The sequence below is a fragment of the Sphingobium sp. FG125 genome (assembly GCF_057809795.1).
In genome coordinates this window covers 43,963-70,729 of sequence record NZ_JBMDKQ010000006.1, presented here as the reverse complement: position 1 = coordinate 70,729, position 26,767 = coordinate 43,963, and the positions used below count along the sequence as shown (strand labels likewise).

24 protein-coding genes, 1 tRNA gene and 1 pseudogene are annotated in these 26,767 nt (G+C 62.5%); 11 read left to right on the top strand and 15 right to left on the bottom strand.

Annotated features, from left to right (window positions below; genetic code table 11):
• The first annotated feature begins 8 nt into the window (after positions 1-8).
• On the top strand, positions 9-1,103 hold the full coding sequence (locus tag ACODSR_RS07435) for a CaiB/BaiF CoA transferase family protein (protein WP_489075151.1): 1,095 nt from the start codon (positions 9-11) through the stop codon (positions 1,101-1,103).
• Positions 1,100-2,299, top strand: a complete 1,200-nt coding sequence (locus ACODSR_RS07430; protein WP_489075149.1) for a CaiB/BaiF CoA transferase family protein — start codon at positions 1,100-1,102, stop codon at positions 2,297-2,299. The genes ACODSR_RS07435 and ACODSR_RS07430 overlap by 4 nt, the downstream gene beginning before the upstream one ends.
• Here the strand turns inward: ACODSR_RS07430 and ACODSR_RS07425 are convergent.
• Genes ACODSR_RS07425 through ACODSR_RS07415 form a run of 3 tightly spaced genes read right to left on the bottom strand, consistent with a single transcriptional unit; the run spans position 2,293 to position 5,233 of the window.
• Complete coding sequence (locus ACODSR_RS07425; protein WP_489075147.1) at positions 2,293-3,060, bottom strand: SDR family NAD(P)-dependent oxidoreductase; 768 nt, start codon at positions 3,058-3,060, stop codon at positions 2,293-2,295. The genes ACODSR_RS07430 and ACODSR_RS07425 overlap by 7 nt on opposite strands.
• Positions 3,057-4,769 (bottom strand): FAD-dependent oxidoreductase, encoded by a 1,713-nt coding sequence (locus tag ACODSR_RS07420; protein ID WP_489075145.1) that lies wholly within the window; start codon positions 4,767-4,769, stop codon positions 3,057-3,059. The genes ACODSR_RS07425 and ACODSR_RS07420 overlap by 4 nt, the downstream gene beginning before the upstream one ends.
• Positions 4,769-5,233 carry a hypothetical protein gene (locus tag ACODSR_RS07415; protein WP_489075143.1) on the bottom strand — a complete coding sequence of 155 codons (465 nt, stop codon included), beginning with the start codon at positions 5,231-5,233 and terminating at the stop codon, positions 4,769-4,771. The genes ACODSR_RS07420 and ACODSR_RS07415 overlap by 1 nt, the downstream gene beginning before the upstream one ends.
• A gap of 152 nt (positions 5,234-5,385) precedes the next feature.
• Between ACODSR_RS07415 and ACODSR_RS07410 the strand changes: the two genes are divergently transcribed.
• Positions 5,386-5,700, top strand: coding sequence for a Rieske (2Fe-2S) protein (locus ACODSR_RS07410; protein WP_489075141.1), 315 nt, complete (start codon positions 5,386-5,388; stop codon positions 5,698-5,700).
• On the opposite strand, the gene ACODSR_RS07405 is transcribed toward ACODSR_RS07410, so the two are convergent.
• The 5 genes from ACODSR_RS07405 to ACODSR_RS07385 are packed head-to-tail and all read right to left on the bottom strand — an operon-like array spanning position 5,697 to position 11,896.
• Positions 5,697-7,343, bottom strand: a complete 1,647-nt coding sequence (locus ACODSR_RS07405) for a class I adenylate-forming enzyme family protein (protein ID WP_489075139.1) — start codon at positions 7,341-7,343, stop codon at positions 5,697-5,699. The two genes, ACODSR_RS07410 and ACODSR_RS07405, sit on opposite strands and share 4 nt — an antisense overlap.
• A complete protein-coding gene (locus ACODSR_RS07400; protein ID WP_489075137.1) occupies positions 7,340-8,533 on the bottom strand; it encodes an FAS1-like dehydratase domain-containing protein in 1,194 nt (397 codons plus the stop codon). The genes ACODSR_RS07405 and ACODSR_RS07400 overlap by 4 nt, the downstream gene beginning before the upstream one ends.
• Before the next feature lie 10 nt (positions 8,534-8,543).
• The gene (locus tag ACODSR_RS07395; RefSeq protein WP_489075135.1) at positions 8,544-9,869 is read right to left on the bottom strand and encodes an aromatic ring-hydroxylating oxygenase subunit alpha; all 1,326 of its coding nucleotides are present in this window, start codon (positions 9,867-9,869) and stop codon (positions 8,544-8,546) included.
• A 13-nt stretch (positions 9,870-9,882) separates the two neighbouring features.
• Complete coding sequence (locus tag ACODSR_RS07390; RefSeq protein ID WP_489075133.1) at positions 9,883-10,899, bottom strand: helix-turn-helix transcriptional regulator; 1,017 nt, start codon at positions 10,897-10,899, stop codon at positions 9,883-9,885.
• A gap of 19 nt (positions 10,900-10,918) precedes the next feature.
• Complete coding sequence (locus tag ACODSR_RS07385; protein WP_489075131.1) at positions 10,919-11,896, bottom strand: enoyl-CoA hydratase/isomerase family protein; 978 nt, start codon at positions 11,894-11,896, stop codon at positions 10,919-10,921.
• 150 nt (positions 11,897-12,046) lie between these two features.
• On the opposite strand from ACODSR_RS07385, the gene ACODSR_RS07380 reads away from it, so the two are divergent.
• Positions 12,047-13,102, top strand: coding sequence for a helix-turn-helix transcriptional regulator (locus ACODSR_RS07380; protein WP_489075129.1), 1,056 nt, complete (start codon positions 12,047-12,049; stop codon positions 13,100-13,102).
• A gap of 114 nt (positions 13,103-13,216) precedes the next feature.
• The gene (locus ACODSR_RS07375; protein ID WP_489075127.1) at positions 13,217-14,479 is read left to right on the top strand and encodes an MFS transporter; all 1,263 of its coding nucleotides are present in this window, start codon (positions 13,217-13,219) and stop codon (positions 14,477-14,479) included.
• Positions 14,480-14,694: 215 nt separating this feature from the next.
• On the opposite strand, the gene ACODSR_RS07370 is transcribed toward ACODSR_RS07375, so the two are convergent.
• Positions 14,695-15,654: a DUF3363 domain-containing protein gene (locus ACODSR_RS07370; protein ID WP_489075430.1), complete on the bottom strand. Its 960-nt coding sequence runs from the start codon at positions 15,652-15,654 to the stop codon at positions 14,695-14,697.
• Between ACODSR_RS07370 and ACODSR_RS07365 the strand changes: the two genes are divergently transcribed.
• Positions 15,574-15,747, top strand: a complete 174-nt coding sequence (locus ACODSR_RS07365; protein ID WP_489075444.1) for a hypothetical protein — start codon at positions 15,574-15,576, stop codon at positions 15,745-15,747. The genes ACODSR_RS07370 and ACODSR_RS07365 overlap by 81 nt on opposite strands.
• Before the next feature lie 55 nt (positions 15,748-15,802).
• Here the strand turns inward: ACODSR_RS07365 and ACODSR_RS07360 are convergent.
• The 4 genes and pseudogenes from ACODSR_RS07360 to ACODSR_RS07345 all read right to left on the bottom strand — a co-directional run.
• Positions 15,803-15,865 (bottom strand): annotated as a pseudogene (locus ACODSR_RS07360) (hypothetical protein); the annotation flags it as partial.
• A gap of 171 nt (positions 15,866-16,036) precedes the next feature.
• On the bottom strand, positions 16,037-16,234 hold the full coding sequence (locus ACODSR_RS07355; protein ID WP_489075125.1) for a phage integrase central domain-containing protein: 198 nt from the start codon (positions 16,232-16,234) through the stop codon (positions 16,037-16,039).
• A complete protein-coding gene (locus tag ACODSR_RS07350) occupies positions 16,191-16,526 on the bottom strand; it encodes an Arm DNA-binding domain-containing protein (protein ID WP_489075123.1) in 336 nt (111 codons plus the stop codon). Before ACODSR_RS07350 ends, ACODSR_RS07355 begins: the two co-directional genes overlap by 44 nt.
• Before the next feature lie 144 nt (positions 16,527-16,670).
• Positions 16,671-16,760, bottom strand: a tRNA-Ser gene (locus ACODSR_RS07345).
• Positions 16,761-16,908: 148 nt separating this feature from the next.
• Between ACODSR_RS07345 and hspQ the strand changes: the two genes are divergently transcribed.
• From hspQ to ACODSR_RS07325, 4 genes are all read left to right on the top strand, one after another.
• On the top strand, positions 16,909-17,280 hold the full coding sequence (gene hspQ, locus ACODSR_RS07340) for a heat shock protein HspQ (protein ID WP_489075121.1): 372 nt from the start codon (positions 16,909-16,911) through the stop codon (positions 17,278-17,280).
• Positions 17,237-17,986, top strand: coding sequence for a GDSL-type esterase/lipase family protein (locus tag ACODSR_RS07335; protein ID WP_489075119.1), 750 nt, complete (start codon positions 17,237-17,239; stop codon positions 17,984-17,986). The genes hspQ and ACODSR_RS07335 overlap by 44 nt, the downstream gene beginning before the upstream one ends.
• Positions 17,987-18,080: 94 nt before the next feature.
• Positions 18,081-20,042 carry an OPT family oligopeptide transporter gene (locus tag ACODSR_RS07330; protein ID WP_489075428.1) on the top strand — a complete coding sequence of 654 codons (1,962 nt, stop codon included), beginning with the start codon at positions 18,081-18,083 and terminating at the stop codon, positions 20,040-20,042.
• A gap of 90 nt (positions 20,043-20,132) precedes the next feature.
• A complete protein-coding gene (locus ACODSR_RS07325) occupies positions 20,133-20,315 on the top strand; it encodes a DUF3606 domain-containing protein (RefSeq protein WP_489075118.1) in 183 nt (60 codons plus the stop codon).
• Between the two features lie 59 nt (positions 20,316-20,374).
• Here the strand turns inward: ACODSR_RS07325 and ACODSR_RS07320 are convergent, their stop codons facing one another.
• Positions 20,375-22,711: a TonB-dependent receptor plug domain-containing protein gene (locus ACODSR_RS07320; protein WP_489075116.1), complete on the bottom strand. Its 2,337-nt coding sequence runs from the start codon at positions 22,709-22,711 to the stop codon at positions 20,375-20,377.
• A 120-nt stretch (positions 22,712-22,831) separates the two neighbouring features.
• On the opposite strand from ACODSR_RS07320, the gene ACODSR_RS07315 reads away from it, so the two are divergent.
• On the top strand, positions 22,832-23,884 hold the full coding sequence (locus tag ACODSR_RS07315) for a phytase (RefSeq protein WP_489075426.1): 1,053 nt from the start codon (positions 22,832-22,834) through the stop codon (positions 23,882-23,884).
• 117 nt (positions 23,885-24,001) lie between these two features.
• Here ACODSR_RS07315 and ACODSR_RS07310 read toward each other — a convergent pair whose 3' ends face one another.
• Positions 24,002-26,638, bottom strand: coding sequence for a M1 family metallopeptidase (locus ACODSR_RS07310; RefSeq protein ID WP_489075114.1), 2,637 nt, complete (start codon positions 26,636-26,638; stop codon positions 24,002-24,004).
• Positions 26,639-26,767 lie beyond the last annotated feature (129 nt).

Below are 26,767 nucleotides of genomic sequence, written 5' to 3'. Positions count from 1 at the left end.
TTGCCGGGATGATGATCATCGAAACGGCGGAGCGGGTCTGCGGCGAATATGGCGCGCGCCTGCTCGCTGATTTCGGGGCGGAGGTGATCAAGGTCGAACCCCCAGGCGGCGCGCCAACTCGCGCCATGGGGCCGTTCCATGAGGGGCAAAGCACGCTCTTCCGCTATCTCAACAGCAACAAGAAATCGGTGCTGCTCGATCTAGATCGACCGAGCGACCGCGTCTTGCTCGATCGTCTGCTGGCGCGCGCGGATGCGCTGATCGACGATCATCAGCCCGACTGGACTGCCGCCCATAGCCTGTCCCTTGGCAGCCTGCCCGATCTGGTTCACTGCGCCATCACCCCCTTCGGTCAGGCCGCGCCATCACACTGGCAGATTGCCCGTCCGATCAACGTCATGAATGCGGGCGGCTGGGCCTGGCACACCCCCAGCGAAAGCTCCGCGAACAAACCCCCGTTGCAAGGCGCTGGCCGCTTCATGAGCGATTATGAGGCGGGGATCGAAGCGGCACTCTGCGTCGCAGCTTCGCTGTTCGCCAGACGCCGGACCGGCAAGGGGCAGGCCATCGACATCAGCGAAGTGGCCGTCCAGCTTTCGCGGGCTGACGCCGTGCTGGGTCGGATGCTCGCGGGCGATGCGGACCCCGGTCCCGAACGCACCCGCTATGATATGGGCGGTCCGGGCGCAGCCTTCGCTTGCGCCGACGGCCATGTCTATCTGTTGATGACGACGCGCGCGCATTGGCGCGGCCTGTGCGCGTTGATGGGCAATCCCGACTGGGCAACTGCCTTTCCCGACGACTGGTTGGAATATCATTGCACGCCCGATCGCGTGGCCGAATTTCGCGACCATTTTCGCCCATGGATCGTCCATCAGCCGAAGGGCGCCGTGTCGGACGCGGCGCAGCAGGCGGGCGTCCCATTGGTGCAGGTCAACACCGCCGCCGATATTGTGAACCATCGCCAATATGCCCATCGCGGCTATTTCCAGTCGCTGGACGGCATCACCTATCCGACCGTCCCCTACCGTATGAGCGCATCCCCTGTCCTTATCCACGCCCATGCGCCCGCACCCGGCGCGCATCAGGGGGAAGCGGCATGAACCGCACCGGTCCGCTGACGGGCATCCGCGTGCTGGAAATCACCAAGGTCTGGGCTGGTCCCTATGCAGGCAAGCTGCTCGCTTTTCTCGGCGCGGAAGTCATCAAGGTCGAAAGCCGCGCCAATCTCGATGAAATGCGCGCCTATGGCGGTGTAGACATCGACAGCGCGCCCTATTTCCGCAGCATCAACCAGCAAGTGCTGAGCGTTCAGGTCGACATGAAGTCGGACGAAGGCATGGCCTATCTCCGCCGCATGATTGCTATGTCGGACGTGCTGATCGACAATTTGCGCCCCGGTGCCATGGAACGATCGGGCCTGTCCTATGATGCGGTGCGCGCCATTCGCCCGGACATCATCCAGCTTTCGATCAAAATGTACGGCACGGACGGTCCGCTTGGTTATCAGACCGGCTATGCGCCCTGTTTTGCGGCGCTGGGCGGCCTCAATGCGCTGGTCGGCCATGAAGGCGAAACGCCTGCTGGCATGAACATCCGCTATGGCGATTCCACCGTCGGCGCATCGGCCGCGCTGGCCATCGTCGCCGCGCTCCACCATCGCGAAACCAGGGGGGAGGGGCAGTTTATCGATCTGTCGGCGGTCGAAACCCTCTCGACCATGATCGGGGACAGCCTGTTCGCCTATGGCCTGACCGGCGATCTGCCGCGTGCGCAGGCCAACGCCCATGCCGACATGGCCCCGCATGGCTGCTATCCCTGCATCGATGGCCAATGGATCAGCATCGCTGTGGCAAACGATGATGAATGGACGGCGCTGGTCGAAACGCTTGGCGCGTCCGCGCTGGGGCAGGACGCCCAGTTTGCCGATCATGCTAGTCGGGGCGGCCACAGCGCCGAACTGGATGCAGTCATCGCCGCGATTACTATCACACATGACGCCGATACGCTTTCCGAAGCACTTTTGATGGCGGGCGTGCCAGCCTATAAAAGCCAGTCCTCGCTCGACCTTATTGGCAGTGAGGCGCTCTGGTCGCTCGGCGCATATCGCCTTGTCACTGACACGCGTGGAGATGTGCGCCCGGTCATCAGTCCGGGCTGGCGCATGGCACCCGACGAAGCGCCCATCGAAAGGGGCGCCCCGCTGCTGGGCGAACATAATGCTTATGTCTATGGCGACCTGCTGGGCCTCGGCGAGGCAGAACTCGCCGATCTGGTGGCCCGCAAAATCGCCTATTGAGGCAGGAACCGGCTGTTGATCATCCGCGTCGTCGACCAGCCACCATCCACGGCGATCACCTGGCCATTGATGAATTCGGCCTTGTCGGAACAGAGGAACGCCACGGCGTTCGCGACATCATCGGGCAGGCAGTCACGGTAAAAGGGGGTCAGCCCCTGATTGATCCGCTGAAACGCGGGATACTCCCATGCGGCGTCGGTCATGGCTGTTCGCACCACCGTCGGCGCGACGATGTTGGAACGGATGCCGCGTTCGCCATATTGCGCCGCCATCGTCTGCGTCAGGCCGGTCAAGGCCGCCTTGACTGCACAATAAATGCCGCCATCCATGCCACCCATAATGCCAAAGGTCGAACCGATCGTGACGATTGCGCACCCCTTGCCCATATGCGGCAATACTTCGCGACACAGGCGGAACGGCGCGCGCAGCGACAGGTCTATCACCTCGTCGAGCACCGCGTCGCTCGTTTCGTGAACGGCGGCCCATGCGCCTGAGCCAGCATTGTTGACGAGATAATCGACCCTGCCGAATGTCGCGATCGCATGATCGACGATCATACGCGGTGCCGAGTCGTCCGCCATGTCGGCCGCGATGGCACTGAAACGCGCGCCACTCGGCAATGTCGCTGCCAATGCCTCCAGCTTCGTCATGGTGCGTCCGGTGCCGACCACGGCTACGCCCTGTTCGACCAGGCATCGCACGATCGCCTCGCCAATGCCGCCCGCTGCGCCGGTCACGATCGCGACCTGAGATTCCGTCATTCTGTCTTTCCTTGATTATGCGCCCGTGCGGCGATGTCATTGGCCGCAACAAAGCCGAAAGTGAGTGCCGGGCCGATCGTCCCGCCAGCGCCCGGATAGCAATCGCCAAAGGGACTGGCCGCGCAATTGCCCGCGGCATAGAGATGCGCGATCGGTTGCCCCGCGCCGTCCAGCACGCGCGCCTGCGCGTCGCAGCGCAATCCTCCCTTGGTGCCCAGATCGCCATTGTTGATCGGCACTGCATAATAGGGCGCAGTGTCGATCGGCCCCAGATTGGGGTTGGGCGTGACCGTCGGATCGCCGAAGAAGCGATCATAGATATTGCCGCCGCGCCCAAATTCAGGATCGACGCCGGTGAAGGCATAGCCGTTCATGGCCTCCACGGTTTGCTCTAGCGCCTGTCGCGGCACGCCAATTTTGTCTGACAGTTCAGCAATCGACCCGGCACGGAACACATAATGGTCCCACCAATGGTCGGGGATGCGGCGATCTGGCGTGTGGACTGTCGGCATTAGTCCGCCCGCGCTGAACTTCGCGCGGAATTTTGCGTCGAATATCAGCCAGCAGGGCATGTTTGCCCCGGTGCGCAAATGGTCCTCCACCATGGCCTGCCCGAACCGGTCATAGCCGGTCGCTTCGTTGACGAAGCGCACGCCGTTTCGGTTGACGCATACGCTCCATGGCCGCCCGACATCGAAGGCCGCCTGATGGATTTCGTGGAAATTGGACGCCTTGGGGGCAGGCAGGATCATGGTCGGTATCCACCAACCCTGGTCGACATGGGCGACCGACGCGCCAACCGTTTCCGCCGCGATCAGCGCCTCGCCGCGATTGGCATCCTCCGGGGTAGAACTGTGTCGGGTGAGGCCAGGCACCGGATAGAAACGGTCACGCAGCGCCTGATTCCATTCAAAGCCACCGGCGGCGAGCACCACGCCATGGCGCGCGCTGATCGTCCGGCTCTGGCCGAACCGGCGTACGGTCACGCCCGTCACGACGCCCGCCTCATCCACCGCCAGCGACTCCAGCGCCGTCTCCAGCTGCAATTCCACCCCGCGCGCAAACACCTGCCGGTACAGCGCGCCCATCAAACCGGCACCCTGGGTAAAGCGCCGGTCGCGCGCCGACACGCGCCGCGCGCCTATGTCGAGCCAGTAGCGCGCAATCACCTTCGCAGCGGTAAAGCGCCAGCCGCGATGCTGCATCATCAGCGCGAAGGTTTCGGTCAGGTCCATCGCATAGCGGTGGAACAGCTTGAATCGGCTATATTGCTCGCGCATCAGCGGATAGCGTAGGTCGCCCAGTTCACGCCCGTCGAAGGTCGGGCAGATGACCGATCGGTCGGCTCGTGCACCCGGCGCTTCGGGAAAATAGTCGGGCCAGGCTGCCGCCGCGACAGGCACGCCGCTGTCTTTCAGGAACCGCAACATCGCCGGCGCCTGCGCGACATAGGCGCTCAGGCGCGCCTCATCGACCGGCACCTGTATGACCGTATGCAGGTAACGCAGCGCCTCCTCCGCGCTGTCGCCCATATCACCGTTCAGGCCGTGGTCCGGTACCCACATGACGCCGCCAGATGTCGCCGACGTGCCGCCAAATTTGTGCGCCTTCTCCACGATCAGGACCGACAGGCCCAGCTCCGCACCGCGCAGCGCCGCCATCGCGCCCGCCGCACCGGAACCCACGACGACAAGATCGAAGCTTTCCATCAGAAGCTCGGCACTGCGTCGAGATGCGAACCGTCGGGAAAGCAATAATATTCCAGATAATGGCCTAGATCGTCCCGCGCATCGAAATAGGCATAAGTGCCGCCCATCGTATCCCATGCGATCGGCATCGCCCAGCGTGCCTTGGCGGTCGCGACTTCGGCATCGAAGATGGCCCGATCAGAAAAATGCCGCCCCAGATGGTGGAAACGCGTGGCATAGCCTTTGTCGGGCAGCCCCCATTGATAGACGCTGATATCACCCGACAGGGGTTGGATGATCTCGAACTGCACGCCATGCCGGTTGGCCAGCGCAAAATGCGCCACCGCCTGACGGTTTTGCCCGGTGTCGAACTCAGCGTCCGGCATTTCCATATAATGGCCAATGCCCTGAATCGCGCCGATCTCCGCCATGGCACGCCGCCAGTCGGTGGTCACATAGGCGTGCTGATAATAATCCTCACTCACGGCTCTGGCTCTCCTGGGGCAACTCTCCTTCGCCGGTTATCGGGGCGGAAGCAGGGAACCGGAATGACCGGCTCGGCAGGATGGCTTGCACCGGTGCGCGCACGCCATTACCGCTGATTGCGGCTTGTGCGGTGCTGTGGTGATAGAAGCGGATGAGCATCCTTACCTTCACCCCAGTCGCCCATCTCGCCGACGTGCCGCCCGGTTCCGTCAAAGTCGTCGAATTTGACGGGCAAAGCGTCCTGATCTGCCATAGCAATGGCCGCCTGTTCGCCATCGCCAACCGCTGTTCGCACGCCGACGAGCCGCTTGCCTGCGGTCGCATCCGCGCGGGCTGGATTGCCTGCCCGGTCCATGGTGCCCGCTTCAACCTGGAAACCGGCCACGCCATGAACCCGCCCGCCAAGGCGCCGATCCGCACCTATCAGCTGCGCATCAACGGCGACGCGATCGAAATCGCGCCTTAGACGCTCGCGAGTTTCGCCACCGCCACGGCACGAATATCCGCTGCCTTGGCCTTCTCATTCCCTGTCAGCGCAAATTCCGCATCGTCCAGCAGCAGCACCCGCCGCGGTACTTTGAAGCTCGCCATCTGGGTCTTGAGATGCGCAATCAGCATGTCCTCCACGATGGTGACGCCGTCGATCGGAACGATGCAGGCTACCACCATCTCACCCAGCAAATTGTCCGGCACGCCCACGGTCTGGCTGCGCTTGACGCCGGGATAGGCGGCGATGGCAGCGTCCACTTCCTCCGGCGCGACATTGGCCCCTCCGGTCTTGATCATGTCGGTCAGCCGCCCTTCCCAGAAGAAGCGACCCTGCGCATCGACCCGCCCGCCGTCACCCGTGCGATAATAACCATCCTCGTCGAAACAATCCTCTGGTGCCTTACCCAGATAGCCCGACATCAGTGTCGGTCCCTTGATGCACATTTCGCCATGCTCACCTATCGGGACGATCGCCCGCGTCACCGGATCAACGATTTTCAGGATATTGCCCGGCAGGGGCGCGCCAGCGCTGCCAGCATAGTCGGCCTCTGACGTTTCCGCGTCGAAGGCGGTGCAGATCGTCATCGTCTCGGTCGTGCCGAACGCCATCGGCGTCGTCCAGTCGGTCCGCACTGTGGGATGCTCGCCGATCAACTCGCCCTTGGTCACATATTTCAGACTGGAAAGATCCGCACTGGCCCAGTTGTCCGCCGCTTGCACCCGCGCCCATTGGTGCGGTCGTCCGGTCAGGAATGTGACCCGCTCCTGCTCGATCACTGCGAGCGCCGCGCCCGCGTCGAACACGGGTTGCAACACTGCCGCGCCGCCCGTGGACAATGCCGTCCCGATCACCAGGCTGATATTGCCCGACCAGAATAGGCCATTGCCTGTCCAACTCGTCACCGGTTCGTGCATCGCAAACACGCGCGGCCACCGCCACCACTGGATGCAGAAGGCACGCTGGCTGTGGATGATGCCCTTGGGCAGGCTGGTCGTCCCTGACGAAAAGAAAATGCCGCCAATATCGCATGGCGTCACGCTGGCTGCCCTTGCGGTGACGATGCTGTCGGCGACATACGCGCCGCCGGACAGAAAATCGTCCCAGCTTTCAAAATGGCCTGCGGCCGGGGCCGCATCAGTCACACTGTCGAGCTGTATCAGATGGTTCAGGAACGGCAGGTCATCGATCGGCGCCAGCATCGCTGCAAAGTCCTTTTTCAACACGCGCGTATCGAAAAACAGCGCCTCGACCGCTGATGCGCGGATCAGATGCGCCAGTTCGTCCGGCGTGGAAAAGGTGCTGAGGGCGACAGTCACACCGCCTGCCATGGCGATGCCGAATACACAGGCCAGATATTCCGGCCGATTGGCCATCAGCACGCCGATACGGGCATCCTTGCCCATGCCCGCCGCGATCAGCGCCTTGGCAACTGCGACCGACCGGGCGTGAAGCTCGTCATAGCTCCAGCAGATCCGCTGATGCTGGGTCCGCATGATAACGGCATCGCGCGCCCCATAGAGCGCGCGCACCTCCTCCAGATAGGCCGGAATCGTGTGTGCGGCTTGCCCCGGCTCCTCGCCCAGCGGCAGTCCGCGCACGTAGGAAAGCGCCGTGCTCAATAGGGCAACTCCACCTGGGCGGTGCCTTTCAGGATTTCGTCGCCATCCTGTGTCGTCATCACCGTGCGTATCTTGACCACCGGCATCCCGAAGGGCGAACGGTCGATCTTTTCCACCACCTCGCCATCGACATAGGTGACATCGCCTTCAAAGGCGGGGGATCGGAACTGCGTCTTGCTGTGCCAGACATAGCCTTCAAGGCCTGCCCAATAGGCAACCGTGTCCAGATGCCAGGCATTCATCGATGCGCCATAACCATAGGCGCCGCCCATGCCGACATTTTCGGCCTTCTCGGCATTGATATGGCCCGATGACGGCCCGTGATAAAGGCCGTCGCCCATGCGCGGGTCAATCTTGCGCGCGTCATGGTCGTAACTCATGTCCGCGCCGAAGCCGGCATCCTCGCGCGCCGGATCATACACGCCTTCCGGCACGTTCCAGCGCCATGTACCCCAAATGTTCTGACGGTGCGCACGACATTCATTGGCGAAGGATATGACCGAATGCGGCCCGATCACGCGGCGCGGCAGCCGGTCGCCGACCTTCACGTCGCCATAGGCGGGGGATATGCCCTGGCGATTGGACATTATCCATTCGTGCCGAAGCCTGTGGATTTCCAAGACATCCTCCTTGGCCCAGCGCTTGGGGTTGCGCTTTTCCTTGCCATAGACGCCACGCTTATTGGCTTCCTCGACGAGATAGCGGATCGCGGTCGCCTGCTCCTTGGCAACCAGTGCGCCGTGCTGGTTGCGATGGATGGTGTCGCCGCGCGCGAACATGGCCGGCCCGGCAAAGCCCGTTTCGGAAATCGAATAGCCATCGAAACGGCGGCTCTGGGTCAACTTGTCGCCAGGGCGGACTGGGGTTCCGTAAAACCACCATTCTTCCCCCGCGAAGATCAGGTGCGTGCCGGGCACTTTCCCCACGCAGGCGGGATGACAGCCATGGCCATAATCCATCGCCACGGTGAAACTTTGCGGCGCGACAATGCCGCCAAACCGTGACGCGCGCGCAAAATTCTCGTCCCAGTGCACCGGGTTGGGATAGTCCATGGCCTGCACCCAGCGGCGAATATCGGTCGCATTGCACGGATCCCACATCTCGGCAAAGATAACGGGCTTGCCGACCCATTGATCGACGTCGCTCGTGTCCAGCACAGCGCTGGCATTGGTCATTTCCATATCGGCCATGATGGCTCCCTCATTCTATCGGTTGCGGCGCGCCGGTGCCCAGATAATCGGCCAGCACGCGATGAAAATTGATGATGGCACGTTCCTCGACCGGACTGGGTCGCAACCCGTCGAACCCGCGCGAACGAAGGCCGCGCTGCACTGCCCCCATGTTGGAAAAATCCTGGCACAACACTTTGCGCCAACTGGCCTCGTCTATGTCGGGCTTGTGCAGGTTTTCCGGTTTTGGCTCCTGTCCTTCGGGGAAACGCTCCAGCGTGTAGACTTCGAAGATACAGTTATTGGGGTCGCGCCCGTCGGGCCGCGCGCGATAGCAGAGCGCAAAGGTCGGCCCGTGGATGATGACGGTGTTGGGAAAAATATGCCACACATTGCCCGCCGCCGCGAAATGCGCCGGATCGATCCGGGGCCAGTTCACCCCGCGCCTGGCGTCCTCCTCCACTGTCCGCTTCATCAGGTGCATCTGCACGTCCTGCGGCGACGTGCCTTCGGGCAATTCCTCCACCAGCAGGTTGGCGACGCGCACCATGGTTTCGGTGGTCGTGCCGTTCACTTCCTCCCACAACTGGTTGAGAGAGTCAGCCAGCCCGCGCCGCATGTCTGGCGCTCCCGCCGCCCCCGCCGTCGCGCCGCCCGTGCCTTCGCGCGATTGCGATCCGAACACACCGTGGATGCCCCGCCCGTCACTCCAGGTCGGTTTGGGCGAATATTTGGTCAGTTGCGGGTGAGTTCCTGCAACATGATAGCCCTCGTTGAATGCCTCGATCGCGACCTTCCAGTTGCACGGGAAGTGCAGCCATTGCCGCCAGCGATAGCGCATCTTGTCCAGCTCGAACGGATCGAGCATAGCCGCGGCGGGTGCCAGATAGTCCGCGAGCGACGGCGCGTCCGGGTCCATGCACACGAACACCCATCCACCCCAGCTGTCGACGCGCACGTCGCGCAGCCGAAGATCATCATCTTTCAGGCTGTCGCCCCAGCCATCCTTGCGGACCACGCCGATATTATTGCCGTCCAAATCCCAGCTCCACGCATGGAATTTGCACACCAGTTTGCGGGCATGGCCGCACCCTTCCGTCAATTGCCGCCCACGATGACGACAGACGTTGAAATAGGCGGCAATCCGGTCGGGCGCGGCACGCACGACGATGATGGAATCGTCCACAATGTCGTAGGTGACGAAATCGCCGACGTGCGGAATTTCCTCCTCCCGGCACGCGATCTGCCAGACTTTGGGCCATAATTTCTGCGCTTCCATGTCGGCATAGGCTTGCGACACATAGGCTTCATTGCTGATGATGACGGGCGGTTGGATGATTGCGCCTTGCACGGTCATGTCTTGCTCTCCCTCAGTGCAGGACGCCGGATGGAACAGCGCATGGGGCCGCGGCAATCGCTCGTGCCGCGCAGGCGTCCAATCGATAGTCGCTTGGGTTGCGCTTGTAGGTGCGCTTGAACATGCGGCTGAAATGGGCCGGGCTCTTGAAGCCCACGCCATAGGCAATCTCGCTGATCGAAATGCTGCCTGCGTCAGCCCGCGCCATCCACTTGCGCGCCTGTTCCAGCCGCTGGTCCCAGATCAGTTGCGAAAAGCTGGTGCCATTCTGCTGGAGCAGCGTCGTTAGATAGCGCGGCGAAATACCGCATCCCCGCGCGGTCATCGCTGCCGACAGGCCGGGGTCGGACAGATGCACCTCGACGAAGCGCTGCACGTCGGCAAAGCGCTTCTCCGCAACGGACTGGCGGGGCTGCATGACGCTGCTATCGCCACGCAGTCCCTGTCCGATCACCGCCAGCGCCGCCTCGACCAATATGCGAGTCGTCTCTTCGGCCAGATCGCCTTCGCGCTGGAACAGGCCGGTCAATATGGCGTCCGCCATCGCCAGTTCCGGCCGCTGGGTCGATAATAGCAGCCCGGCGCTCGCATCGCAGTCGATCAGCCCGCGCAGTACATGGGTCGGCACGGTCACGTGCAGCACCTCATGCACGCCATGCCCATCCGGCTGACATTCGATCAGGAAGGGGGATATCGACCGGGTAATCAGCATGTCGCCGCATTGCGCGCTACGACTGCCCATCTGGTTGCTCAGCAACAAGCGGCCACGCTTGACGAACCACAATACCGACAGGTCAGTGCCATCCTTGCGCACATGCTGGCGCGTCCGGCGGAAGAACAGCCGGGTGGCCGATCGCAGCAGGATGACGGCGCTGGGTCCGGCGGGCTTGCGCCGGGCGCTGACGTCGATAACGGAGCCTTCCTCCATCCAATAGTCGCCCAGATAATATTCCTGTTCCCGCTCGCCCCGGAACAGGCGCTGGCAGTCGCGATAATTGCCCCGATCAATCGCAAAGAGGGTCTCGATCATGGTCAGGCTCCTCTCTTCTTTAGCGTTTCGCGCGCCCGGCGCGGCTCAGCCGCCACTCCGGGGGATAATTGAGGTCGTTATTCTTGACGGCATGGGCGATGCCCTGGTCGAAACCGCCCGCGCCCAGATCAATGTCGCCCGCATGATCATTCTTCATTAGCGGCAACATGCCTTCCAGCCAGCCGGTCATCAGGCTGCCCATATATTCGCCACGATACTGCTTATAGGCTTCGATGAAGGTCTTTTGCGCGACCACCACGTCCATCGGTCGGGTGCGGCTGCAGGCATCTGCATATTTGTCCGTCTCCGCCTCCAGCCGGTCACGCGGAACGACGCTGTTGACGAAATTACAGTCCATCATCTCTGCAGCGGTGAAGGGGCGACCGGTGAACAGCATCTCGGAAAAGCGGCGGATGCCGACCATTTCCAGCCATTGCCACATGCGTGGTCCCCATCCGGCGTAGCGGAAGGACGGATGGCCAAACAGCGCATCGTCCGAAGACACGATCAGGTCAGCGTCGGCGCACTGGTAGAAATGCCAGCCATAGCAATAGCCCTTGGCCTCCACGATGCTGATCTTCTTGAATTCCTGCAACGGCCGGTTGCCGGCATAGCCCTTGGCATAATGGTCGGTCAGGCCGTGAAGGAAGCGATAGGAACCGGGTGGCGGATAGCGCACGTCCGGGTCGTCAATCTCCAGGTCGGGGAGGAAATTATCATCCTCGCCAGGGTTCAGATACATGTCGCCATGTTCGTTAATGTCACCGCCAGATCCAAGATCCTGGCCTTCGCCACGGATCACCAGTACCTTCACATCATCGTCGATATTCGCCTTATGGACGATTTCGCCGAACAGCAGCCGCATCCCGATCGTCGTGGTGTTCGCCTTTTCCGGTCGATCGAAGGTGACGGTCGCGATCCGGCGCGCCCGATCTTTTTCGTACCGGACAAATTGCGCAGCATCGCGCTTCAGCTCCGCGGCTGTTGCCTTGGCCATGCCCGTCTCCTTCTGCTCTGTTCTTGGCTGGGAAAATGACACAGGACCGACCGGCTGTATTGGCATTAGGTGCAGCTTTTTCGATATGATATGAATCCGATTATACCAGCGCAGCTATGTCCGCTTCGCTGTCCGGGTTGGAGGATCGGCATGGAGGACCAGGATTATTTCTTCGGCCTCGCCGGACCGCTCGAAGCGGTGCCCGCTGCCGGCTCCATGCGTGCGGCCAACCTGCGCGGTTTTTCCGAATTCATCCGCAGCAGGGGAGGGGCGCCGCACCGCATCCTCCGGCAGCATGGCCTTGATCCACGGGCGCTGGCCAATCCTGACGGCCATGTCTCGTGTCAGCAGGTTGCCGCCATGTTTGAATATTGCAGCGTCCAGTTTGACGATCCGATCTTTGGCCTGCACCTCGCCGCGACCCAGGATGCCGATGTGTTTGGCAGTGTCACTGCAGTCTGCCGCGCTGCGCCGGACATGCGCTCGGTCATGATGTGCCTCATCAATTATCTCCCCGTGGCCCACTCGCCCGAAGCACAGCTTGAACTGGTGGAGCAGAGCCCGACCGCTGAACTGCGCTGGACGGTCCGTGCCGATGTCGGTTTCAATGTCCAGGCCAACTACCAGGCGATGATGCTGATCCTCACCTTGCTTCGAGTGGTCAGCGCAGGGCGTTTTCGGCCAGCCGGGGTACAGTTGTCGATCGACGCCATCCCCCATGATTTACTCCAGATCGAAAGTCTGATCGGTGCGCCGGTCAGCCATCGTGCCGAACGCAACACCATCGTTTTTTCTGCCGCCATGCTGGACCTGCCGATCACCAGCGCCAATCGCCTCGTCTATCGGCTGCTTGGTGGCTATCTCGCCCGCCTGCGGATACTCAACCGCGCGGACATGGGCGAACGCACCCGCAGCTACGTCCGGGGCGCGTTGCCTGCGGGCAATTGTTCGGTGGAACGATGCGCCGAACAATTGGGTCTTTCGGTCCGCACCCTTCAAAGCCGCCTTGCCGCCCATGGCCTGCGTTTCTCTGACTTGGTCGAAGAGCAGCGCGAGCAACTCGCTCGCATCTATCTAAGCCAGACACCCATGGCGATCGATGAAGTTGCCGACCGACTGGGCTATACCGAACAGACCAGCTTTGGCCGCGCCTTCAAGCGCTGGACCGGCCTGACCCCGCGCGCCTTTCGCCGTCATCGCGCCTAACATGGCCTGTCGTCGTCAAGCGGCTGTGCCTCTCCGATCATTGCCGGTTCGCCCATTGTCGCGAACCATGGCCGCCTGGCTTTTGGCCTCCACTTTTCCATCCGGGATATCGGCATGACCACCAAATCACCATCTGGCGCGGGCGAACTGCGTCGCCATGGGACCGTCCTGATTCCCTGTCTTGCCGGCATCTTGCTGTCGGCGACCCATAGCTATTCGCTGGGCGTGATGATCGTGCCTTTGGAACAAGAATTTGGCTGGACCCGATCGCAGATATCCAGCGGGCCGCTGATCATCGCCATCATCGGGCTGTTTGCTGCGCCGCTGGTCGGTCGGGCGGTCGATCAATTGGGGCCACGGCGGATCGGGCTTGCGGGCATCTTGCTTTACTGTACCGCGCTTGGCGCATTGTCATTGGCGACATCGGACATCGCCTCATGGGCCTTGCTGTGGGTCATATTGGGCCTGTGCGACATGCTGGTCATTCCCACCATCTGGACCGCAGCGGTCACCAGCCTGTTCGTCGAACGGCGAGGTATTGCTTTGGCCATCACCTTGTGCGGCGCCAGCCTGTGCGCCGCGATTACACCGCCATTGGTCGGCTTTCTGGTCATCCAGCAGGGATGGCGCGGTGCCTATGTCGGCGTCGGGCTGATCTACGCGGCGGTCATATTCCCGCTCGCTTGGCTGTTCCTGCGCAGCGCGACGGATGATGCGCGCCGGGGCGCTGGCGCAACTACCCGATCGATGCCGATCGCCGCATTGGGAGCCAGCCTCAGGCAGGGATTGGCGTTACCCGCCTTCATCAAATTGGCGACAGGCGTCACCCTCTATGCGCTGGCGGTCTGCGCCCTGACGTCCAATGCCGTGCCGATCCTTGTGGCGCAGGGATTCATGGCGACACAGGCGCCCGCCATTGCCGGTCTTATCGGCGTTGGGTCGCTGGTTGGTCGCCTAGGTGGCGGCTATCTGCTCGATCGGCTGAACCCGCATAGGATCTCGGCGATTAGCGTATCGACGCCGATCCTGTCGGTCGCCCTTCTGCTTGCCATGCCCGGTTCATCGGGCGCAGCCATGGCGGCGTTTCTCATCCTGGGCCTGTCAGTCGGCACCGAACTGGACGCCTGCGCCTATCTTGCTGCGCGCCATTTCGGCCTGCACAACTTCGGCACGCTGTTCGGCGCGATCAACGGTTTTCTGCTCTTCGCCAACGGCATGGCGCCCATGGCTGCCAATATCATTTACGATCTGACGCAAAGTTACCAGATTTTCCTGTGGGCAGTCATTCCCATGTGCAGCCTGTCGGCGCTGCTGTTGCTGGCGCTAGGGTCTGACGCTGCGGTTACGATCCAACAAAGCGCACCTGATGCCCAATAATCTCTGCCAAGCTAATGGCAAGAAAGTGTTTCCAATGAGCAGCGGCGCTTTCAGGGCGTGAATAATGACTGCTTCGTGCGTTAATCTGTCCAAAGCTGACTGTCGCGAATGTCCCACCTATCGCCGTAAATCTTAACTGCCCCGACCACCAGTACAGGTAAAAAAAGCCCCGCCGCGCGATGCGCTGACGGGGCCGAAGTTCAGGGAGGTGTCACTCAAGGAGGGAAGACTGACAGGACAAAGATAGTGCGTCCTTTCTCACATTCAATGCAATGGCAGCACGCGATCCTGCCGCGAGGCTGTTCTTGAACGCCTTCATGCGCGACGATCCTTTCGCTTGGCAGGATCGCGCCTGCGGCCGCCGATGGACAGCGGCTCTGTGGTGCCGCCAGGGGCCATCCAAGGGAGCCTCGTTCAGCTGATGCCCAACCACGCGTCCCGATGCCGATGGTCCAGCTGATGCCCTCGGCACGCATGATGCCCGAGACGGATTTGCCGACCGCGCGATCGAGCACCGGCCGCCAGGACACCAGGCTGAACTCGCGGCTCTTCTCGATCAGCGCATAGCGCTGGTCGCCGACCTGCACGGCGCGGCGACAGAGGCCTTCGATGGGAGCGTCGGCATGGAGCTGGCGATGGACAAGGCCGGTGTCCTGCTCGATGCCCGTGATCACGCGATCGAGCTCACGCCGCTGGAGCAGTTGCAGCATGTTCCGGCGATAGCGCGTGACGCCCTCTTCACCCTCGGCCAGCTGCTGTTCAACCAGCCATTGCCGCCGCTGCTGTATCGCCCCGCGCACCTCTGCCCCAAAGCCGCGCTGCAAGGGCTCGGGCGTGGCGGCGGTCAGCTGGCGATCGAGCCAGGTTTCGCCATCATGGGCAGGCAGCTGATCGAGCGGCCCGTGCGTCAGCGTCTCGATGATCACCGGTGCTTTAAGCCCCTGTCGCTGCTCATGGACCGGCGCATCGGCGAGATGATCGGGGCCGACCTGCCACGTCCCGTCCGCCAGCAGCTCGGGCCTGCCGATCGAACGGCGCATGGCTTCAAGGCGGCGGACATGCGCCTGGGCGCCGCTCTCGCTCATTGCGGGATCATGGCGCAGGTGGATATCGACGCTGTACTTGCCGTCATGCTGACTGGCGATGGCAGCAACGGTACGATCGACCGCGTGGATGTCTGCCGGGCGGGGCGAGAGGCGCAGGATCGCGCCCTTGGCATGGACAGCCGATATCGGCATAGTGGCTACGGCCATCGATACCGTCGATGATCGGTGTGGCTGCCGGATCGCAGCTGTCGAACAGTGCATGGTCCTGCGGCGGCCGGGCGATGCCTGCCTCGCGCAGGGCGCGGTTCAGAGTGCGGATGATGTCGCCACGCTCGCCCATCCGGCGCAGGGTCGGCTCAAGGTCAGGATCGAGCGCCCATTGCCTGCCTTGCCTTCGCTACCTTCGCATAAGGCATAGCCGCGAAGTGCCCATCCTGCCTGGGCTGTCGAGGAAGCCCTTCGTGATCGCGCGCATCGGCGCTTCAGTCTCACGATAGCCCGAGGCGTAAGCTCAATCGAGAACGGTGCCGATACGCTGCCGGCCCCGTCGCGCTGTCTCTGGTTTGGTGAGCCAGATGTCGGATAACAGGTTCCGGATCATCGGGCCGACGATCTCATGAACCCGTAAGTCGCCGATCTGAGGAAACACATAGGTTTCTAGTTTTTCATGCTTTTCGTTCCGCCATGTCTTGCTGTTGGCAGCAATCACCCTGGCGGACGCCTGCCGAAAAGTGGGAATTCCCGCGCTTTGCGCCGTTCAAATATCGGGTCCAGTCCAAGCTCGACCCAGGTGCGGATTTCCCGTACCCGCTCCCGGCTGTCGCCAGCGACACCTTGGATACACTGCCCAGACCAAAGTCGCGCCGGGTGCCATTCTTCTGCACTCGACACACCCAGCTCTTGCCGCCACTGGGCTGAATCATAAGAAACAGGCCGTCGCCATCGCCGAGCCGCCCAGGGCGCGTTGCTGCTTTCACAGCGGTAGCGGAGAGCTTTCCCATGCCGCCAACTCTCCCACATTCTTTCCCACATTTCCAATCGGTCACCGGTGGACGGGCAGGGATGCAAGTGGATACGAATCACCCTGAAAGCCGCAGAAAAGCTGGAGTTTTGTGATTCGGAACGGATGTGGAAGGACAGGCTATTGGCGGAGAGGCAGGGATTCGAACCCTGGGTACCGTCACCGGCACGCCGCATTTCGAGTGCGGTGCATTCGACCACTCTGCCACCTCTCCGCAGAAGGCCGGGACATGCGGCTTTTCGCACAGGAAAAGCGCGTCCCAACCGGGTCGAGCGCGGCCATTAGCGAATGATTCCTGCCTTGCCAAGCAGCCTTGTCGGTATTTTTCTTGTGTGACAGGCGAACAGTCCTAAATTGGACATATGAGAAACACGATTCAGATTTTCGGCACTGGCGTCACCGCCCCGCCGATTGTCCATGCCCGCTTCAGCATTGGCGACGTCGTCAAGCACCGCCTGTTCGGCTTTCGTGGCGTCGTGTTCGACATTGATCCGGTGTTCGCCAATAGCGAGGAATGGTATGACGCCATCCCCGAACATGCGCGGCCGGACAAGGAACAGCCCTTCTACCACCTGCTCGCCGAAAATGGCGAATCCAGCTATGTCGCCTATGTCAGCCAGCAGAATCTGGTCAACGACGACAGCGACGAGCCGGTCGATCATCCCGCCATTACCGGCATGTTCGGTGCCTATGCGGACGGCAAATATCGCCTGCGCCCGCTCCATCGCCACTAGGGCGGTCGCAGCCTTGCTGCTGGCGCTCGCGCTGCCCGGCGCGGGCAGCGCGCAGGCGCAGGACCGGCCGCCCAATGCCGACCCGGCCTTCCCCTTCGCGCGGGAAATTGAGGCCTTTGCCAAAGCCAATGCCACCAGCCCGCCGGTGGACGGCGCGACCCTGTTCCTGGGCAGTAGCAGCATCCGCCTGTGGGACATAGCGGGCAGCTTTATCGACATTCCCACCGTCAATCGCGGCTTTGGCGGGGCCAGCACGCCCGATGTGCTGCGCCATTATCGCCGCCTGCTGCCGCCCGTCCCACCCGCCACGATCATCGTCTATGTCGGCGAAAATGATCTGGCCGCAGGCGCCAGCCCAGGCAAGGTTGCCGACGACATATTGACCCTGCTGAGACGGTTGCGCACCGATTATCCGCGCGCGCCGATCGCTTTCCTGTGGTTGAAGCCCAGCCCGATCCGCTGGACGCTGCGGCCCAAAATGGCGGCGGTCAACCAGGCGATTGCCGAGCGCGCCGGGGCGGATCGCTTCACCTATCTCGATGTCGGCAGCGTGCTGCTGGCGCGCGACGGCCTGCCCGACGCCTCGCTGTTTCGCCCCGACGGGCTGCACATGAACCCACGGGGCTATCAGCGCTGGACGCAGCTGATCGACAATTGGCTCGATCGCGTCGCGCCTGGCGCGGGCGCGACAAGAAAGGCGTCATAAACCGCCCGATCGCACTTTCCGATTGATCCAAAACCAAGCAACATTATTACAAGTTCCAACGACAAGCGCCAAGCCAAGGGGATTCAGGGTGACAATGGAGAAGGCACAGGCCAGCGCGATGGCCGAACTGACGCTGCGCGGGGTCATCCTCGGCGCGCTCATCACCCTGATCTTCACCGCCGCCAACGTCTATCTGGGCCTCAAGATCGGCCTGACCTTCGCCACCTCGATTCCTGCCGCCGTCATCTCCATGGCGGTGCTGCGCCTGTTCGCCACCGGCACGATCCTGGAAAACAACATCGTCCAGACCATCGCATCGGCAGCGGGCACCTTGTCCGCCATCATCTTCGTGCTGCCCGGCCTCGTCATCATCGGCTGGTGGCAGGGCTTCCCCTACTGGCTGTCCGCCTGCACCATCGCGCTGGGCGGCATATTGGGGGTCATGTATTCGGTGCCGCTGCGCCGTGCGCTCGTCACCGGATCGGACCTGCCCTATCCCGAAGGCGTCGCTGCCGCCGAGGTGCTCAAAGTCGGGGCCGGATCGCGGCTTGGCGAGGAAGAGAATAAGCGCGGCCTGTCCGCCATCCTGCTGAGCGCGCTGGCCGCCGCCGCCTTCTCCATCATCGCCAAAACGAAGCTGCTGGCCGAAGAAGCTGCCACCTTCTTCAAATTCGGCACCGGCGCGACGTCGATGTCCACGAGCTTCTCCATGGCGCTGATCGGTGTCGGCCATCTGGTCGGCCTGTCGGTCGGCGTTGCCATGTTCGTGGGCCTGCTGATCAGTTGGGTCGGCATCGTCCCCTATCTGACCACGCCCGTCCCAGCGGGCGCGGATCTGGCAGACCTGGTCGGCACCACCTTTCGCATGAAGGCGCGCTTCATTGGCGCGGGGACGATCGGCGTCGCCGCCATCTGGACCCTGCTCAAGATACTTGGTCCCATCATCAGCGGCATCCGCTCCGCCCTTGTCGCCAATGCCACGCGCAAGGCGGGCAATGCCGGGCTGCTGGAACTGACCGAGCGCGACCTGCCGATCGGCATTGTCGGCGGCACCATTATCGCCTCGATGCTGCCTATCGGCGTCCTGCTGTGGATTTTCGCGCAGGGCGGCCCGATCGCGGCCAACCCCATTCCGGTGATCGCGCTGACTTTGGCCTATGTGCTGGTCGCGGGCATCGTCATCGCCTCGGTCTGCGGCTATATGGCGGGCCTGATCGGCGCGTCGAACAGCCCGATTTCGGGCGTCGGCATCCTGGCCGTGCTGGGCGCATCGCTGATGCTGGCGGCGATCTACGGATCGGGCGGCGACCCGGATCGCAGTCAGGCACTGGTCGCCTATGCCCTGTTCACCACCGCCATCGTGTTCGGCATCGCCACCATCTCCAACGACAATCTCCAGGACCTCAAGACCGGCCAGCTGGTCGGTGCGACCCCGTGGAAGCAGCAGATCGCGCTGATCCTGGGCGTATTGTTCGGCGCGCTGGTGATCCCACCCGTGCTGGACCTGCTCAATAGCGCCTTTGGCTTTGCCGGTGCTCCGGGTGCCGGACCCAACGCCCTGCCCGCCCCGCAGGCCGCGCTTATCTCTGCGCTGGCCAAGGGCGTGCTGGGCGGCGATCTCGACTGGGGCTTGATCGGCATCGGCGCGGGCATCGGCGCGGTCGTGGTGCTGGTGGACGAACTGCTGGGCAAGGCGGGCAAGCTGCGCCTGCCACCGCTGGCGGTCGGCATGGGCATCTATCTGCCAATGGCGCTGACCCTGCTGATCCCGGTCGGTGCGGTCATCGGCCACCTCTATAATCGCTGGGCGCTGCGTCAGGCGCACCCGGAATTTGCCGAGCGGATGGGCGTGCTGATGGCCACCGGCTTCATCGTCGGCGAAAGCCTGTTCGGCGTCGCCTTCGCCGGGATCGTCGCGGCGACGGACAGCGACGCACCGCTGGCGCTGGTCGGCGAAAGCCATTGGGCGGTGCCGCTCTCCATCCTCGTCTTTGCGCTGGTGATCGGCGGCCTCTACCTCAAGCTGCGCCGCTGGGCCTCCGCTCCCCTGTCCTGAAGGCCAAAACCTGTCCTAAAGGGAAGCGGACATGGATCGCCATTTGTGCATTGCTGATGCTTTGAGAAGACTCAGCAGACGGGCGCAACGATGATCAACGACCAAAGCCAGGCAGGGCCGTCAGAGGCCAGCCAAGTCAGCCTGGATGATGCCGACGCCGTCGAATACTGGACCCGCCGGTTCGACGTGTCGCGCGAAGAGCTGGAGGAAGCGGTCGATACGGTGGGCGACAGCGTCGATGCCGTTGCGGCCTATCTCAACACCGCCGCCTGACGCAAAAAAGGGGGGCTGCGTCCACCGCAGCCCCCCTTTTTTGCGAAGCAGACCGAAGATCAGAAGGCGTAACGCGCCATGATCTGGAACACGGGTCCCGCCTTTTCGCTTTCCAGCTCATATTCGTCGAAATCGCGGTCGATCTGGTCGGCCAGATTGTCGAACTTGTTGAACGTCTCGCGCTTGGCCCCGTTCAGCAGGTTGGACCCAACCGCGCGGATCGTGAAGGTCTTGCCGATCCGCTTTTCGACGAAGATTTCCAGGTCCGCGCCATAGGTGGTGGTCACTTCCTCCGCGATCACCCGGCCAAAGGCGCTGCCCTGCTTGCGATAGGTCGCGCCGAACGCCGCGCCTGCTTGTGGGAAATCCTGGATAAAGCCGAAATTATAGACATATTTCGACTGGTCGTTGAACCGCCGTTCGCCGATCACGTCGGTAATCTTGCTGTCCAGCAGCGAGAGATTGCCGAAAATGCCGGTGTTGGGCAGGCCCACAAAACCCAGATCGGTCGACAGGTCGAACTCCACGCCCCACACCTTGCCATTGCCGACATTCATCGGCTGATAGACGAATGTGCCTTCGCCTTCCGACCCTTCTTCGCCGGTATTGGTCAGCTCGATCAGATTCTTGACGTCGCGATAGAAGAAGTTGACGCCGAAAATGCCGCCCGATCCCATGCGATGTTCATAGCCGATATCAAAGCCCCAGGCTGTTTCCGGATCAAGCGCCGGATTGCCCAGCAGGTCGCTGTCGCCCACTTCTTCTTCATACAAGACCGGTGAAATATAATCGAATTGCGGCCGGCGCAGCGTGCGCGCGAACGATCCGATGATCCGGTCATGGTCGGTCAGCGAATATTTGAACGAGGCCGACGGCAGTAATTCGCCATAGCTGTTGCTCTGGTTGGCGAAGTCATCGTCGTTGATCAGGTCGGCCACGCGCACCTTGGTGTGCTCGTAACGGACGCCCGCTTCCCACTTCAGGCTGCCGGTATCCCCCTCGACCAGGGCAAAGACATCGCGGCGCCTCTCCTTGATGCGGACGTCGGCGGTCGTTTCAATATCCTCGAAATCGCCAACCAGACCGGTCGGGTTCTGACTGAACTGATCCCAAACGAACGCCCCTGTCCCTTCAACCTCGCCTTCGATGATGCCGGTGCGGCGGTTCTTGTCCTGATAAAAGCCGCCAAACACGAACTTCATCGTTTCGCCGAGCGGGACTTCATGCTCCAGCTTGACCGAAAATTCCCGGTCCTTGATGTCGTTGAGGGTAAGCGCGCCCTCCACTTCGGCCTCGTCCTCGTCGAATCCGAGTTCATATTCGGTTTCGCGGCGATCCTCGATGAACTGTGCATAGCCCACCCGCACCGACGTCTTGCCCGCCGCCCACTGATGCGACAGCTTGCCGTCGATCGAGAAATTCTCCTGGTCGATCTTGGCGACATTGGCGTTGTCGCTCAACAGACGCGGGGTTGTATCATCTTCATCATCGACGCTGACCGGCCCCGGCGTGCCGGTGGCGCTATTATATTCGAAGCTGCGCTCGGTTTCCGTCCGGTCGGTCTTTACATAAAAGCCGTTCAGCTTGAAATTGGTGTCGCCAGCGTCAATCTCATATGTGCCGTTGAAGCTGTAATCCTTGCCATCGCGGGTATCGCTCTGGTCCTCGCGATTGTCGAAATCGTCGGTGGCGTAATCGGCGTTGTTTTCCGGCGAATCGCCATAGCGCAGGCTCTTCTTCTGCTTGGGGTTGTGCCGCCCCTGCAAATTCGCGCCCAGCAGCAGTCGGCCGGGACCAACTTGACCGCCCCAGACCAGACCCAGGCTCGGCTCGATTTCCTTGTCATCATAATAAAGCCCGCCCGCGCGAACATAGCCACCGTTCAGCTCATAGCCGTCGCGCAGGTTGATGTTGAGCGTGCCTGCGACGGCATCACCAGTGCGACGCGCGGAGGAGGAGCGGACGATTTCGACGCTGGAGATCAGTTCGGCGGGGATGCGATCGAGGAAGAAGCTGCGATCGGCGCTGGCACCCGGCACGCGCTCGCCATTGATCAAAATCTGCGTGTAACCCGGCGGCAGACCGCGCAAACGCGGCGCGTCGCTTTCGATCACGTCCGACAGGAAAGTGACGGACGGCACGCGCTTGAGCGCGTCACCGGCGGTCAGCGGTTCGAAGCGCTGGAAATAGTCGGTGCCATATTTCAGCACGGGTTCGGGGGTGTCGGTGCGGTCGCGATAGCCGATCCCGGCAATGACGACGATGTCGGCGGCCTGGGTGATCGGCCCGTCCGTCCGCGCAACGTCCTCAGCGGCAGCAGGTGCCTGCGCACCGGCGGGTGCCGACATCAGTGCAAGCGAAGCACAACCCAGCATCAGCCACTTATTCGCGACCATATAGTCCCCCTGTCATTTAACAGATACATTGACGATCGGACTATCTCTTGTATCTAGCCCGTCTGAATGGGCCGCTAGGAGGCATTGGTGACTATATCGCGAAATAAATATTACAGTTCGATGATTTACTGTTTCACTTTCATTACATTGTCGGCCTGTAGCACTGTTGAAACCGAAGTCCCTGTCGCTGTTCGCATCGCCAATGCCACGCCTGCTGCCTCCGTAACTGCGCGCGGCGAAACCACGCCGGTAGGCACCACCAATGCCGATGCAGCGGACGATCCGGCGATCTGGCGCAACGCGGCGAACCCGGCCGCCAGCCTGATCGTGGGGACCGACAAGAAAGCGGGCCTCTATGTCTATGGGCTAGACGGCAAGGTGCGCGACTTTCTGGACGCGGGCCGGGTCAATAATGTCGATCTGAAGGACGGAGTGACCATCAACGGCCAGCGCGGCATCCTGGTGGCCGCCAGCGACCGCAACGCCGTCACCAGCGCGAAGATCGCCCTGTTCCGGCTCGACCCCGCCACCGCCAAGCTGACTGCGCTGGGCAAGGTCGAAGGCGGCGCGGGCGAAGCCTATGGCATCTGCATGGGGTCGGACGCCGCGGGCCTCTATGCCTTCATCGTGCTGAAGGACGGCACGATCAATCAGGTCGCGCTCGACACGTCCGGGGCGACGCCCACGGGCCGCGTCGTCCGCACCCTGAAACTGGGCACCCAGTCGGAAGGCTGCGCCGTCGATGACCGCACCAACCGCCTCTATGTCGCAGAGGAAGATGTCGGCCTCTGGCGCTTCGACGCCCGCGCGACCGGCCCAACCACGCCGGTGCAGATCGCGGCGGCGGACGGCAAAAATCTGGTCATGGATGCCGAAGGCGTCGCCATCGCCCCCATGGGCGAGAAGGACGGCTATGTCCTCGTCTCCAGCCAGGGCGACAATGCCTATGTCGCCTATCGCCTGTCCGACGACGCCTATGTCGGTCGCTTCCGCGTGGTCGATGGCACGATTGGCGGATCGGAAGAAACCGACGGCATCGACCTGATGCTGGGCGATTTCGGCCCGCAATTCCCCGGCGGCCTGTTCATCGCACAGGACGGCCACAACGCAGCCGCCGCGCAGAATTTCAAGCTGGTCGCGTGGGACGATATTATGAAGGCATTGGGGTTTTAATCAATCTTATCCCCCTCCCTTCCAGGGAGGGGTTAGGGGTGGGTGCCTCCGAAAGAGGCTCGCTACGCTCGCCACCCACCCCCAGCCCCTCCCTAAAAGGGAGGGGAGGAGATTGTGCTACTTCCCCGCAAACCAGGCCGCCAGCGGTGCCTTGAGCCGGCTCCGCGTCTCGATCCGCGTCTTGATCGCGGCGATGGAGCGATCCACCACCTTGCGCGATTCGGGCGTCAGATATTGGGTCGCATAAGCATCCAGCTTGGTCGCCATCGCCGGATCAGCCGATCCGCCGCCCAGCCGCGCCAGTGCTTGGCTCCGCGCCGACACGTCGATCAGCGCCTCATATTGCGCGCGGTGCGCCAGCACATAATCGACCGCCAGCATCGGATGCTCGGCCCCCACCTGCGCAATGATCGCCGCGCTGGTGGTCTTGCCCGGTTCGTCGGTCAGCGCCAGATCGAGCGCCTTGGCACCCAGCCCCTCATCCTTCGCCGCGCCCAGCAGCGCGAACAGGCTGCTCTTCTCCAGGTCGCTCTTCGCTCCCTTGGCCATCACCCGCAATCTGTCCCAGGTCGCCTGATCCGCGTTCTTGGCGATGATCGCCAGCCACACATTGCGCAGCGGCCCGTCGAGCGCGGCGGGATCGCTTGCCAGCGCGGCAAAGCGCCGGTTGGCCTCCGCCACCACCGCCTTGTCACCCATATCACCCAGCGTGGAGACCAGCGCTGACCGCAGCACCGGCACCTGCGGCCCCTCGCCCGCCTTGGCGTCATAGCCGATCGCGCTCAGCGCCGGAGTCAGCTTGGCCGACGCATAGGCCGCAACCTTCGCCTGCGCCGCCTTGTCGCCCTCCAGCATGGCATAGGCACTGTCGAGATAGCCCGGCACCTCCGCCAGCACGGCGGGGCTGGCCGAAACCGGCACCGCGTCGATCAGGTCCAGCGCCAGCCCGATCGGCTGATAACCGCCCAGCCCCAGCTGGAAATTATCCGCCAGCAGGCCGGTCTGGTCGATCGACGCCAGCTTGGTAAAATCCTTCGCCAGAGCCTGCACATTGGCGGCGGGATAGAGCGAGCGATAATAGCCCGTCTGCCCGGCATTGACGACATAGGCACCGCAGCCCGGCAGCACCATCTGCCCCTTGCCAGCCAAGATCAGCCGCTGCGGCGCGCCACCAATGGTCTGCGCCAACACCGGCACATTCCATTTGAGCGGTGTCTTGCCCTTCGCATCGCGGCTATATTCGCCCTGCGACAGGTTCAGCACGGTCTGCCCGCCCTGACATTGGGCGCTCTCCACCGTGACCAGCGGGATGCCCGGCTGGCTGGTAAAATCATGGGCGATGCTCACTAGCCCCTTGGCTCCGGCACCCTCGACCGCCTTCCAAAGGTCATCGGTCACGGTGTTGCCGTAGGCGTGCGCCTTCATATAGCTGCGGATGCCGTTCTTCCACACATCCTCGCCGGCAAAGCCCTCCAGCATGGTGATGACCGCTTCACCCTTCTGGTAAGTGATCGCGTCGAACGCCTGATTGACCTGATCGACGGTGGTGATCTTCTGCACCACCGCATGGGTGGTGGCGAGCGAATCGAGGCTCATCGCCGCCTCGCGCCCGTCCACGCGGGTCAGCAGCATTTCCCAGCCGGGTTGCAGCTTGTCGGTCACCTTGGTCGCCATCCAGCTGGCGAAACCCTCGTTCAGCCAGAGATCGTCCCACCAGGCCATGGTGACCAGATCGCCAAACCATTGATGCGCCATTTCATGCGCGACGGTTTCGTAAATGCGGCGCTTGGTCGCTTCGGAGGTGAAGCGCGGATCGACCAGCAGCGCGCGCTCGAAGGTGAAGATCGCGCCCCAATTTTCCATCGCGCTGAAAAACTGGCTCTGGCCCGGCCCGGCAACATTGTCGAGCTTGGGCAGCGGATAGGGGGTGCCGAAATAATCGTTGAAATAGGGCAGGATGCTGGCCGACGCATCCAGCGCCAGCGCGGCCTTGCCGCTATTGCCCTTGCCGGTGATCACGCCCACTTCGGTCGCACCCGACATTTTCGTCGCCCGTTCCAGTTCGCCAAGGCCAAAGAAGAGCAGGTAGGACGACATTTTGGGGCTGGTGCCGAACGTCACCTGGGTCTTGCCACCGCCCAGATCCTTGGTCGTCTTGACCGGCATATTGCCGACCGCCAGTTCGCCGGTCGGGATGACCGCGCTCAGATCGAACGTCGCCTTATAGCTTGGCTCGTCCCAGCTCGGCACGAAGCGGCGGGCGTCGGGTGCCTCGAACTGGGTGAACAGCGCCCGCTTCGCCTGGCCTTCACTATTGGCATAGTCGAGCGCGAACAGCCCGTTCGCCTGCGTGTTGATGATACCGGCATAGGCGATGGCGAGCTTATATTGCCCCGGTGCCAGCGGCTTGCCGAAATCCAGCGTCACCGTCTGCGCATCGGCATCCACCTTGGCGCTGCCCTTGATCGCCTTGCCCTTGGCCGGGGTCAGCATAACGTCGCCAAAGGTCAGGTCGGCAGCGTTCAGCACCAATGCGGGCATCGCCGCGCTGACCGTCACGTCGATCGTCACCTTGCCGGTGAATGTCAGCTTCGCCGCATCGGGCGTCACCTCGATCGCATAATGGCTGGGCACCGCGCCGCGCGGCAATTGGGTGGTGATACCAGCGGCAGGACCAGCTTGCGCGAAAGCAGGGGTGGCAAGGGCGATGGGCGCGGCTGCGATGAGCAGCGGCAGGATTTTGGCAAGCGACATAGGGTTTCAGACTCCGACACGTCAGGCAGGCTTGGGTCCGATCGGACCGGCACCGTGATGAACGCGGAATAACCGGTTTCGCTGCATCGGTCACGCAATGATATGGTATTACAATGTCGCTGGTCGAAC

Bases quoted from the DNA above. Each gene is read 5' to 3' on its own strand.
- ACODSR_RS07435 (WP_489075151.1), top strand. From the start codon at position 9: ATGATGATCATCGAAACGGCGGAGCGGGTCTGCGGCGAATATGGCGCG.
- ACODSR_RS07430 (WP_489075149.1), top strand. From the start codon at position 1,100: ATGAACCGCACCGGTCCGCTGACGGGCATCCGCGTGCTGGAAATCACC.
- ACODSR_RS07425 (WP_489075147.1), bottom strand. From the start codon at position 3,060: ATGACGGAATCTCAGGTCGCGATCGTGACCGGCGCAGCGGGCGGCATT.
- ACODSR_RS07420 (WP_489075145.1), bottom strand. From the start codon at position 4,769: ATGGAAAGCTTCGATCTTGTCGTCGTGGGTTCCGGTGCGGCGGGCGCG.
- ACODSR_RS07410 (WP_489075141.1), top strand. From the start codon at position 5,386: ATGAGCATCCTTACCTTCACCCCAGTCGCCCATCTCGCCGACGTGCCG.
- ACODSR_RS07400 (WP_489075137.1), bottom strand. From the start codon at position 8,533: ATGGCCGATATGGAAATGACCAATGCCAGCGCTGTGCTGGACACGAGC.
- ACODSR_RS07395 (WP_489075135.1), bottom strand. From the start codon at position 9,869: ATGACCGTGCAAGGCGCAATCATCCAACCGCCCGTCATCATCAGCAAT.
- ACODSR_RS07390 (WP_489075133.1), bottom strand. From the start codon at position 10,899: ATGATCGAGACCCTCTTTGCGATTGATCGGGGCAATTATCGCGACTGC.
- ACODSR_RS07385 (WP_489075131.1), bottom strand. From the start codon at position 11,896: ATGGCCAAGGCAACAGCCGCGGAGCTGAAGCGCGATGCTGCGCAATTT.
- ACODSR_RS07380 (WP_489075129.1), top strand. From the start codon at position 12,047: ATGGAGGACCAGGATTATTTCTTCGGCCTCGCCGGACCGCTCGAAGCG.
- ACODSR_RS07375 (WP_489075127.1), top strand. From the start codon at position 13,217: ATGACCACCAAATCACCATCTGGCGCGGGCGAACTGCGTCGCCATGGG.
- ACODSR_RS07365 (WP_489075444.1), top strand. From the start codon at position 15,574: ATGGCGCAGGTGGATATCGACGCTGTACTTGCCGTCATGCTGACTGGC.
- ACODSR_RS07350 (WP_489075123.1), bottom strand. From the start codon at position 16,526: ATGGGAAAGCTCTCCGCTACCGCTGTGAAAGCAGCAACGCGCCCTGGG.
- hspQ (WP_489075121.1), top strand. From the start codon at position 16,909: ATGAGAAACACGATTCAGATTTTCGGCACTGGCGTCACCGCCCCGCCG.
- ACODSR_RS07335 (WP_489075119.1), top strand. From the start codon at position 17,237: ATGCGGACGGCAAATATCGCCTGCGCCCGCTCCATCGCCACTAGGGCG.
- ACODSR_RS07330 (WP_489075428.1), top strand. From the start codon at position 18,081: ATGGAGAAGGCACAGGCCAGCGCGATGGCCGAACTGACGCTGCGCGGG.
- ACODSR_RS07325 (WP_489075118.1), top strand. From the start codon at position 20,133: ATGATCAACGACCAAAGCCAGGCAGGGCCGTCAGAGGCCAGCCAAGTC.
- ACODSR_RS07320 (WP_489075116.1), bottom strand. From the start codon at position 22,711: ATGGTCGCGAATAAGTGGCTGATGCTGGGTTGTGCTTCGCTTGCACTG.
- ACODSR_RS07315 (WP_489075426.1), top strand. From the start codon at position 22,832: ATGATTTACTGTTTCACTTTCATTACATTGTCGGCCTGTAGCACTGTT.
- ACODSR_RS07310 (WP_489075114.1), bottom strand. From the start codon at position 26,638: ATGTCGCTTGCCAAAATCCTGCCGCTGCTCATCGCAGCCGCGCCCATC.